7 protein-coding genes are annotated in these 8,593 nt (G+C 43.2%); 6 read left to right on the top strand and 1 reads right to left on the bottom strand.

Annotation, left to right across the window (positions count from 1 at the left end; genetic code table 11):
• Positions 1 to 3,253 (bottom strand): beta strand repeat-containing protein (locus NXR94_RS16935; protein ID WP_374988013.1); only part of this gene is annotated, 3,253 nt, incomplete at its 3' end.
• A gap of 411 nt (positions 3,254 to 3,664) precedes the next feature.
• Here NXR94_RS16935 and NXR94_RS16930 point away from each other — a divergent pair.
• The 6 genes from NXR94_RS16930 to NXR94_RS16905 all read left to right on the top strand — a co-directional run bounded on the left by NXR94_RS16930 (position 3,665) and on the right by NXR94_RS16905 (position 8,321).
• Positions 3,665 to 4,663 (top strand): adenosine kinase, encoded by a 999-nt coding sequence (locus NXR94_RS16930; protein ID WP_258105865.1) that lies wholly within the window; start codon positions 3,665 to 3,667, stop codon positions 4,661 to 4,663.
• Positions 4,664 to 4,900: 237 nt separating this feature from the next.
• Positions 4,901 to 5,056: a 50S ribosomal protein L34 gene (gene rpmH, locus NXR94_RS16925; protein WP_258105864.1), complete on the top strand. Its 156-nt coding sequence runs from the start codon at positions 4,901 to 4,903 to the stop codon at positions 5,054 to 5,056.
• A gap of 15 nt (positions 5,057 to 5,071) precedes the next feature.
• The gene (rnpA, locus tag NXR94_RS16920) at positions 5,072 to 5,479 is read left to right on the top strand and encodes a ribonuclease P protein component (RefSeq protein WP_258105863.1); all 408 of its coding nucleotides are present in this window, start codon (positions 5,072 to 5,074) and stop codon (positions 5,477 to 5,479) included.
• Complete coding sequence (locus NXR94_RS16915) at positions 5,463 to 7,115, top strand: S41 family peptidase (protein ID WP_258105862.1); 1,653 nt, start codon at positions 5,463 to 5,465, stop codon at positions 7,113 to 7,115. The genes rnpA and NXR94_RS16915 overlap by 17 nt, the downstream gene beginning before the upstream one ends.
• A gap of 7 nt (positions 7,116 to 7,122) precedes the next feature.
• Complete coding sequence (gene tsaB / locus NXR94_RS16910) at positions 7,123 to 7,812, top strand: tRNA (adenosine(37)-N6)-threonylcarbamoyltransferase complex dimerization subunit type 1 TsaB (protein WP_258105861.1); 690 nt, start codon at positions 7,123 to 7,125, stop codon at positions 7,810 to 7,812.
• A complete protein-coding gene (locus tag NXR94_RS16905) occupies positions 7,812 to 8,321 on the top strand; it encodes a DUF2480 family protein (protein ID WP_258105860.1) in 510 nt (169 codons plus the stop codon). Before tsaB ends, NXR94_RS16905 begins: the two co-directional genes overlap by 1 nt.
• Positions 8,322 to 8,593 lie beyond the last annotated feature (272 nt).

The raw sequence follows: 8,593 nt of genomic DNA, 5'->3' as shown, positions 1-8,593 counted from the left end.
CCAGCACGAGTGTATGCAGGAAGGTAGAATCCTCATCGGCCTCGGTTTCTATGCGGTTCTCGAAGTAGAGTGAATCCACATTGTCTTTAGCGATGATGGCAGCGATCTCGGCGCCCAGTGCAGTGGAGTCGGCCTGTAGCTTCACGTAAAGGGAGGTAGAATCCCCTTGCAGCTTATCATATAGCGAGGTGGAGTCGTTCTGCGCCTTGAGCCAGGTAGCGGACGAATCGGCCTGAATCTTATCCCATGTGGCCGTGGAGTCTGCTGCGAGCTTGGCGTAAAGATCGGTAGAATCTGAATCCAGCTTGTTGTTGAGGGCCAGGACCTCGTCACCGAAGTGTGTGGAGTCTGCTGCGATCTTATCCCAGGTGTCTGTGGAGTCGGATTGTAGCTTCACGTAAAGGGAGGTAGAATCCCCTTGTAGCTTATCATAAAGCGAGGTAGAGTCGTTCTGCGCCTTGAGCCAGGTAGCGGACGAATCGGCCTGAATCTTATCCCATGTGGCCGTTGAGTCGGCTGCGAGCTTGGCGTAAAGATCGGTAGAATCTGAATCCAGCTTGTTGTTGAGGGCCAGGACCTCGTCACCGAAGTGTGTGGAGTCTGCTGCGATCTTATCCCAGGTGTCTGTGGAGTCGGATTGTAGCTTCACGTAAAGGGAGGTAGAATCCCCTTGTAGCTTATCATAAAGCGAGGTAGAGTCGTTCTGCGCCTTGAGCCAGGTAGCGGACGAATCGGCCTGAATCTTATCCCATGTGGCCGTTGAGTCGGCTGCGAGCTTGGCGTAAAGATCGGTAGAATCTGAATCCAGCTTGTTGTTGAGGGCCAGGACCTCGTCACCGAAGTGTGTGGAGTCTGCTGCGATCTTATCCCAGGTGTCTGTGGAGTCGGCCTGTAGCTTCACGTAAAGGGAGGTAGAATCCCCTTGCAGCTTATCATATAGCGAGGTGGAGTCGTTCTGCGCCTTGAGCCAGGTAGCGGACGAATCGGCCTGAATCTTATCCCATGTGGCCAGGCTATCAGACTGGATTTTATTCCAGGTGTCAGTAGAATCGCTCGAAATATTGTTGGTGACGTAGGTGGTAATAGCCTCAGCAGTTGCAAGGTCTGTGGCTTGGTTGCTAACAGTAAGATCGTCAGTGATTGCATCCACTACTGGTCCCGCATCAAAATTGAAGTTACCACCGATATTGACATTTTCGGTAACATTTAAATCTCCTGCGGTAACATTAACGCCATTGTTGGCATCCACTGCACCGTCGATATTTACATCAGCATTGAAGTCAGATGTAGCGTTCACGGTCAGTACATCAGTACCAGCATCCCCTATAGTAACATTATCATCAAATTGCGCAAAGCGTGAAACGCGCAATCCGCCATCATTATTCAGGATAAATTGATTGGCACCTGCCACTGCAAAATTCCCTGAGGTTAGATCGATATCATCACCCTGTACGGCATTGTTTTGAATGATAGCAGAACCATCGTTCATAATCCAGAGGTCGCCACTGATATACTGCGTAGTAATGGAGCCAGTTGATGAAGATCCACCGATTGCAAAACCTCCCCTTCCTGATGATACCCCATCTATGGCCACATTAAGCGAAGATGTTCCCCCTGAGGTACCAATAAAAATGTGGCCTGGCGGAAGCGTGCTAAGAGAGAATGCCGACTTTGGGGTGAAGGTAACATTACCGGAAAGGTCAGTGGTTACAACACTTTCCGTGTTAGTCGTAAGAAAACTACCCACATAAAATTCAGTGTTACCGAATGGCGGACCCAAATTGATGGTAGTGGTATTTTGCTGTGCGACCATGATCGCTCTACCTGTTGAGGTCATTGGTCCCAACATTCTGTCAGGAAGAAGTCCTCCACGAAAAACGTCTTCGCTGATGATCGTTCCGTTCAGGATTTCGCTCGATGTTACCGCACCTGTATCTATGTCTACCGCCTGGATTGTTTCATTCAGAATTTTGCTTGTATTAATGGCGTTTGCTGAAATATCTACGGAGTCTATTGTCCCATCGGCGATTTCACTTGTAGTTACAGCTCCTGTTGCAATATCATTGGCTTGAATCGTTTCATCCAGAATTTTGCTTGTATTGATGGCGTCTGCTGAAATATCTGCAGAGTCAATAGTTCCATCTGCAATTTCACTTGTTGTCACAGCCCCTGATGCAATATCTTCAGCCAGAATGGTTTCATTTAGTATTTCACTGGTGGTGACCGCATCCGTATCTATATCTTCTGCCTGGATCGTTTCATTGAGAATTTTGCTTGTATTGACGGCGTCTGCTGAAATATCTACAGAGTCTATTGTCCCATCGGCGATTTCATTGGAAGTGATGGCATCTGCAATGATTTGGACATCAACTTGCGTTCCGGTATTATTGACTGTCACATCGCCGGCAACCGGGAGCCCCTGGGCTACTCCCGTGGCATCACCAATGAATAATTGATTTTGGCCCAATGCCGAAGTAGTGAATTCAGATTTATCAATCCAGGTAACTACTCCCGAAGCATCGACGCTGAGAAGCTTATCTGTATTGCTTTCCGAGTCAAGTTTTGAAATGGTAATGGTGCCATCAGCTATGTCTTCATTCAGGATCGAAAGGTCTGTAATGTGAGTGGAGGTAATCAAAATCGGTGTTTCTGATACACCTACAATCCGCCCTTTGGCATCCGTAGTTAATTGTAAGACGGTAAATTGATTGCCGTAGGTGCCAGCAGTAACGCCTGAGTCTTCAAGCTTCGCGGCGGTTACAGCTCCGTTTTGAATTTTTGCTGTGCTGACTGCATCAGTGGCAAGTTTGTCCTGATCGACACTTCCGGTTTGAAGTTTAGCATTAGATACCGCACCGTCTGCAATCCGATTTTCCACTACAGCGCCCAACTTTATGGTCGGATTGGGGTATTGGCCTTCCAGGTCTCCTCCAGCGGAGGTTACATTGAGTATACCCAGCCCGGCATTCCAAACCCCATTGTTCCAGAAATAGAACAAATTATTATCCGTATCAAAGACCATAAGGCCATTTTCATTGTTGCTTAGTCCTGCGCCCATGGCGATACGAGCAGATGATGTTAATCTGGGAACTAAAAAACCTTGATTATTTCCGGGAGAAACCAATTCCAGGACAGCATTGGCATTGGGGTTTCGTGTATTGATACCGACAGAATTGTCCTGTGCTTTCACATCTATGGATATCAAAACGAATCCAAAGACGGACAATAGAACGGTAACAGCATGTTTTCTCATCCTTTAGGCGGCTAGGGTACGGTGAATAAAGACGCAAAAACTCCAGGGGACTTACATCCCAAAATGCAATAGATTGCTATCTGTAGATCCCCAACTGGTTGAAAAGCTGCTTCCTTATTTTCGTAAGGATGTTTCTTAGCAATGACTAATATACCTAAAAGTTAGTTTCATAATGACAAATGGCTGTTTCGTTTTGATGAACATATAATTATCGTCGATGAACACTATTATATAGACGATTAACCCTTACCGAGGCTTTTTTCTACTTTTTAATGATTAAATATTCATTCCCACTGTGGTGATTTAATGTTCGGGAGTCAAGAAATTCAAAACTTAATTAGGAGTCAGAAGGATAAAATGATTTTTTTGCGTTCGCATTTCTATTTGGGAATTGCTAATTGAAACGAGAGAATGGATAAAAAGTATCATGTGTACGGCCTGGGCAATGCCGTAGTGGATTATGAAATTGAGGTCTCGGAATCATTTTTTGAAGAGAATGATGTGGAGAAAGGTTTGATGACCCTTGTGGAGCAAGAGAAACAAATGGGCCTCCTTAAGGTGGTTAAGAACAATATCAAAAAGAAGCAAAGTGGAGGATCAGCTGCTAACAGTATTATTTCTCTAGCCCAAATGGGTGGGAAGGCTTTTTATTCTTGCAAGGTTGCAAGTGATGAAGACGGGAGCTTTTATGTTGATGGGCTCACTGAGGCTGGCGTGAAGACAAACCTGGTAAAGGATCAACTGGCTGATGGCGTTACGGGAAAATGCCTGGTAATGGTTTCTCCTGATGCGGAGCGAACCATGTATACTTTTTTAGGAGCCACTTCAGATTTCTCTGAAAGAGAATTGGTCCCTGATGCAATTGCCGAGTCAAAATATCTTTTCATAGAGGGGTATCTGGTACCTTCGGAATCAGGCAGATCGGCTATCAAGGAAGCAAAACGTATCGCTAAAGAAAATGGCGTGAAAGTCAGCTTGTCATTTTCGGATCCTGCCATGGTCAAATATTTTAAGAACCAAATGCAAGAAGTTGTTGGGGATGGGGTGGACTTACTGTTTTGCAATGAGGAAGAAGCGATGCTTTTTACAGATACCGTATCGGTTATAGAGGCACGAGAAGCTTTAAGAGAATACGCAGATAAGTTCGTAATCACGATGGGTAAAAATGGAGCCTGTGTTTTTGATGGAGACACGTTTATTGATATTGAGTCTTACCCGGTGAAAGCGGTTGATACAACCGGAGCAGGCGACATGTTTTGCGGTGCCTTCCTTTATGGAGTGACTCATGGCCATACAATGGCGTCATCGGCTAAACTAGCTAGTAAGGCATCGTCAGTCGTCGTTTCTCAATTTGGCCCGAGATTGGAAGCTGTCCAGACACTAGCGGTTTTGAAAGAGGTTTTTGGCTGAGAAGAGCTTTAATTTCAGACTGCAAAAAATCGTGTTGCGGCTTGATGATTTATCTTTTGATTTTTCACTTTAATCTTTAAAGTTTATTTATATCTTTGCACTCCATTTTCGGAAAGTGGAAAAGTTAGGTTTTACACTTAAAAAATATTCGACGATGGGATGAGCATTACAATGCTCCGGGTTAGACCCGATTTTAGTGTGAATTACATACGGCCAAAGAATTAAAAAATATTACATATGAAAAGGACATTTCAACCTTCTGTAAGAAAGAGAAAAAACAAGCACGGATTCAGATCTAGAATGGAAAGCCCTAACGGTAGAGCTGTATTAGCTAGAAGAAGAGCTAAGGGAAGAAAGAAACTGACTGTATCTGATCAGACTCACAAAAAATAATTAGACCTTTGGCCTATGGTAGATTCAGGCCGTTTTAGACTATCCTTCTCGAAAGAGGAAAGACTCAAAGGCAAAAAAAATATTGAGGAGCTGTTTAAGCATGGCTCCTCTTTTTATTTGCATCCACTTTTGCTTAAGTACCGGAGCAAGGCCGCCGATGTCCAGTGCAATCAGCTTCTGGTTTCAGTCCCCAAGAAGAAATTTAAACGGGCGGTCGATCGTAATCTGCTCAAAAGAAGAATTAAAGAAGCTTATCGTGTCAATAAAAACCTGTTAGGTGATGACACAGCGCCATTTTTTCATATAGCTTTGATATACCTTGATCAAAAGGTGCTGACCTATTCAGAGATTGAGCTAAAACTCATTGAGCTTTTGAAGCGTTTAAAAAATCAAAAAAACAAGGAGGATGAAAAAAAGAACTAAGGTTGTATCGGTGATGCTGCTTTCTGTGGTCCTGTTACTGGCTTTTGTAAAGCCGGAGACTGATCGCTCATTCGAAATCATTAAAAATCTCGACATTTTTATTACTGCATTTAAGGAGGTGAACTCCTATTATGTGGATGAGATTAACCCCACTCAGTTGATGAAGACCGGGCTTGATGCTATGCTGTCCTCATTAGACCCATATACCGATTATATTCCTGAAGATGCCATAGAGGATTATAGAACGATCACCACTGGGGAATATGGAGGGATAGGTGCATTGGTAGATAAGAAAAATGGGGTCAGTACGATTGTGCTCCCTTACGAAGGATATCCTGCCTATCGGGCTGGTCTTATTGCCGGTGATCAGATTTTGGAGATCAATGGTTTTGATATCAGCGATAAGTCTTCAAGTGAGATCAGTCATTTACTAAAGGGACAATCCAAATCAGAATTGACGCTCTTGGTCAGGAGGTATGGAAAGGATAAGCCATTTAAAGTAACACTGGAAAGAGAAAAAATTACCATTAATAATGTGCCTTATTATGGAATGGTTACGAGTGACATTGGATACATTAAGCTTACCGACTTTACCACGGGTGCAGGTCAGGAAGTAAGAAAGGCGGTGGTCAGCCTGAAAGATGAAGGTGCTAAAAAGATTATTTTGGATTTGCGAGGTAATCCGGGAGGACTGTTGAATGAAGCTGTGAACGTTTCAAATGTATTTGTTGATAAAGGTCTTGAAGTGGTGACCACCAAAGGGAAAATCAAAAAAGACATCAGGATCTATAAAACGCTGAATACTCCAACAGATACTGAGATTCCTCTGGCTGTATTGACCAGTCGTGGAAGTGCTTCTGCTTCTGAAATTGTCTCCGGAGTGATGCAGGATTATGATCGGGGAGTGTTGGTTGGACAGAAGACTTATGGAAAGGGATTGGTACAACAAACCAGACCTTTAGCGTATAATTCTCAATTGAAGGTGACTACGAGCAAATACTATATTCCAAGTGGAAGATGCATCCAGGCCATTGATTACGGTCATCGAAATGAAGATGGTAGTGTGGGTAAAATTCCGGATTCATTAAAAGCTGAATTTAAAACGAGTAAGGGCAGGCCTGTATATGATGGTGGTGGTGTAGATCCAGACATTACTGTTGAAGTACGTCAATATGCTCCCATCACTTATGAGTTAATGGGCAATGAATTGATCTTTGATTACGCTACCAGGTATAGGTTTGAGCATGAAAGCATCGTGTCGCCTAAAGCATTCAGGGTTTCGGATCAGGAGTATGATGAGTTTGTGAGTTGGCTTCAAAGCAAAAACTATGATTATACCACCCAGGTCGAAAAGGACATTGATAAACTGACTGCCTCAGCGAAAAAGGAGAAATATTATAATGATATCGCAGCGCAGATAGAAAATCTAAAAAAGGCTACACTACATAATAAAGGACAGGATCTTCAAACCTTTAAGGATGAGATCAAGGCATTGATGGAGCAAGAGATATGTGGTCGTTACTATTTGCAGGACGGTATTGTAGAATCCACTTTTAGTCGGGACCTGGATATTCGTAAGGCGATAGAAGTGTTGGAAGATGCGAATCTTTATGAGGAAATCTTAAGAATGAATTAATTCTTATATGGCGCTTATTCTTTCGATTGACACTTCCACAAAAGTCTGTTCGGTTGCGCTGTTTCTGGATGGCGAAGAAGTGTGTCATCAAGCTTACCATTTACAAAAATCGCATAGTTCGTTGCTTCCCGGGATTGCAAAAGATTTGGTTGCCAATGCGGATTATCAAATGTCCGACCTAGAGGCTGTCTCCGTTTCCGGTGGGCCTGGATCATACACCGGGCTGAGAATCGGGACTTCGGCTGCGAAGGGCCTTTGCTATGGGCTTGATATCCCCTTGATTTCTATAGATAGTCTCGACTCCATGTTTGAAGTGGTGAGAGATGTTGTGCAATCCAATGATTTAGTCTGTCCTATGATCGATGCCAGACGCATGGAAGTCTTTTGCAATTTAAGGTCTGGAAATGGCGAAACGATTTGGGAGTCGAAACCATTGATTTTAGAAGAGGATACTTTTAAGGAGTTTGCTGTGAGAAAAATTTTTCTCATTGGTAATGGAGCAGAAAAGTGTAAAGCACTCTACGGAGAAGCAGGGACTATTGTTTACTTGCCCAAAATTTATCCTAATGCCTTTTCTGTAGGAACGCTTGTTGAAAATAAGTTTAGTGATGGTGCGTTTGAAGACCTTGCTTACTTTGAACCTGATTATCTGAAAGAGTATCGAACTAATTTACCAAAGCAAAAGTTGAAGAGCTGATGGAAGAAATAGTTAACCGAGTCGCGAATTCATCTCTCCTGTCCATTGATATGGATGATTACCTTGATCAGAATGAGGTGATAGGGTTCGATATCAAGGACACCCTGTTTCAGGAGATGTTATTAAGAGAAAAGGACTTCCGGCAATTTCTAAAGGAATTCGATTGGGAATTGATGCGAGATAAGAATGTCTTTGTGTATTGTTCGGTTGATGTTATCATTCCCTCCTGGGCTTACATGTTGCTGGCTTCCAAAATTGCCCCAGTTGCTAATGTCTACACGATTGGTGATGAAAATGACCTGGAAAGGGCAGTAATAGATCAGGCCATTGATAAAGTGATTGATCAAAATCAGTTGGAAGGAGCAAAAGTGGTGGTGAAGGGCTGTGGGAACCTAAAGAATAGAGACTATGCCTACTTTGCATTAACCAAACGCCTTGTTGGGTTGGTGTCCAGTATTATGTATGGTGAGCCTTGCAGTACGGTCCCTGTGTACAAGAAGAAGGCCTAAATTCCCCACTAAAACAGATTCACTATATCCTCTAATTAGGAGCTCAATTGCCAATAATATAGTGGTGTTGAAGAATTAAAGTGCTGGTAATCAGTTCGGGAGAAAATATCTGGTAAAATTTGCGATTAGTATTTGGATTAGGCGAGAGGAACTTTCTATCTTTGCCCTCCCTTACGGAAACGACCGGGGAATTAGGGCTGAAAGGGTCTTAATATTTTTAATGAAAATTGCTTTTAAAGGGTGTTGGAGGTGTTAAAAAATATTTTCAAATA

This window comes from Marinoscillum sp. MHG1-6 (assembly GCF_024714475.1).
Lineage (GTDB): Bacteria > Bacteroidota > Bacteroidia > Cytophagales > Cyclobacteriaceae > JAMZMI01.
Note: the sequence above shows the minus strand (reverse complement) of the source record. Positions and strands in the feature narration are given on the sequence as shown.

Coding starts and splice junctions, on each gene's coding strand:
- NXR94_RS16930 (WP_258105865.1), top strand. CDS start 3,665: ATGGATAAAAAGTATCATGTGTACGGCCTGGGCAATGCCGTAGTGGAT.
- rpmH (WP_258105864.1), top strand. CDS start 4,901: ATGAAAAGGACATTTCAACCTTCTGTAAGAAAGAGAAAAAACAAGCAC.
- rnpA (WP_258105863.1), top strand. CDS start 5,072: ATGGTAGATTCAGGCCGTTTTAGACTATCCTTCTCGAAAGAGGAAAGA.
- NXR94_RS16915 (WP_258105862.1), top strand. CDS start 5,463: ATGAAAAAAAGAACTAAGGTTGTATCGGTGATGCTGCTTTCTGTGGTC.
- tsaB (WP_258105861.1), top strand. CDS start 7,123: ATGGCGCTTATTCTTTCGATTGACACTTCCACAAAAGTCTGTTCGGTT.
- NXR94_RS16905 (WP_258105860.1), top strand. CDS start 7,812: ATGGAAGAAATAGTTAACCGAGTCGCGAATTCATCTCTCCTGTCCATT.